This window comes from Rhizobacter sp. P2_H3, from assembly GCF_056403355.1.
In genome coordinates, this window is sequence record NZ_JBFUFQ010000488.1 from 1 (window position 1) to 1,339 (window position 1,339).

Genomic DNA, 1,339 nt, shown 5'->3' on the forward strand with positions numbered 1-1,339 from the left:
CCTTCCACACCTTCTCGTACAGCCCGGTGTATGACGATGCCGATCGCGTGGCCGGCATGCTGTGCGTCGTCGTCGAGGACACCGAGCGCGCGATCGGCGAGCGCCGGCTGCGCCTGTTGCGCGAGCTGGCCGCGTTGCCGATCCGCGAGCTGCCGACGCTCGCGGCCGCCGCGGCGCAGCTGGTCGCCACGCTCGGCAACAGCCCGCAGGACCTGCCGTTCGCCGTGCTCTACCTGCCCGATGYCGCCGACGGCAGCGACCCGGCGCTCGGCCGCGTCACGCAGACGGCCAACGTGCCGCCCGAGGCACTGCCGCGCCGACTGGCGGGCGATGCGTCGTCGCTGCAGCCGCAGCACTTCGGCGAGATCCGCGGCGCGTGGACCGAACCGGTGCAGCAGGCCGTYGTGCTGCCGCTGGCGGTGGCGGGGCGGGCGCCCAATGTCGGCGCGCTGGTGGTGGGCATCAGCCCGCGCCGGCGGCTCGACGATGCCTACCGCAGCTTCCTGTCGCTGGTGGGCTCGCAGGTCGCGTCGCGCCTGGGCGAGGTGCGCGCGCGGCTCGAAGAGCAGCAGAAGGCCGAGGCCCTGGCCGAGCTCGACCGCGCGAAGAACGTGTTCTTCAGCAACGTGAGCCATGAGCTGCGCACGCCGCTGACGCTGATGCTGGGGCCGCTGCAGGACGCGCTGCTGCGCCCCGAGCTGCCGGCCGATGTGCACGACGCGCTGCAGCTGGCGCACCGCAACGGCGAGCGGCTGCGCAAGCTCGTCAACTCGCTGCTGGAGTTCTCGCGCATCGAGGCCGGGCGCGTCGAGGCGAGCTACCAGGCCACCGACCTCGCGGCGCTGACGCGCGATTTCGCATCGGCCTTCCGCTCGGCGATCGAGCATGCGGGGCTGCGCTTCGTCGTCGCCTGCGACACGCTCCCGCACGAGGTGTTCGTCGATGTCGACATGTGGGAGAAGGTGGTCCTGAACCTGCTGTCGAACGCATTCAAGTTCACGTTCGAGGGCGAGATCGCCGTCTCGCTGCGCAGCGAGGCCGGACAGGCGGTGCTGGAAGTGCGCGACACCGGCATCGGCATGGACGACGAGGCGCTCGCCCATGTGTTCGACCGGTTCCATCGCGTGGCCGGGGCGCGCTCGCGCTCGCACGAGGGCACCGGCATCGGCCTCGCGCTGGTGAAGGAGCTGGTGCGGCTGCACGGCGGCAACGTGGTGGTGACCAGCGGACCGGGCCTGGGCAGCTGCTTCACGGTGAGCGTGCCGCTCGGGGTGGCGCACCTGCCGGCGCACCGGGTGGGGCTCGCGCCGGCGGCCGCGGCGGGCGCCGTGCCGGCGGT

At 72.8% G+C, this 1,339-nt stretch carries 1 protein-coding gene; it reads left to right on the plus strand.

Annotated features, from left to right (window positions below; translation table 11 throughout):
• Nucleotides 1-1,339: sensor histidine kinase (locus AC1D1T_RS32550; protein WP_477993485.1), on the plus strand; the 1,339-nt coding region annotated here is incomplete at both ends.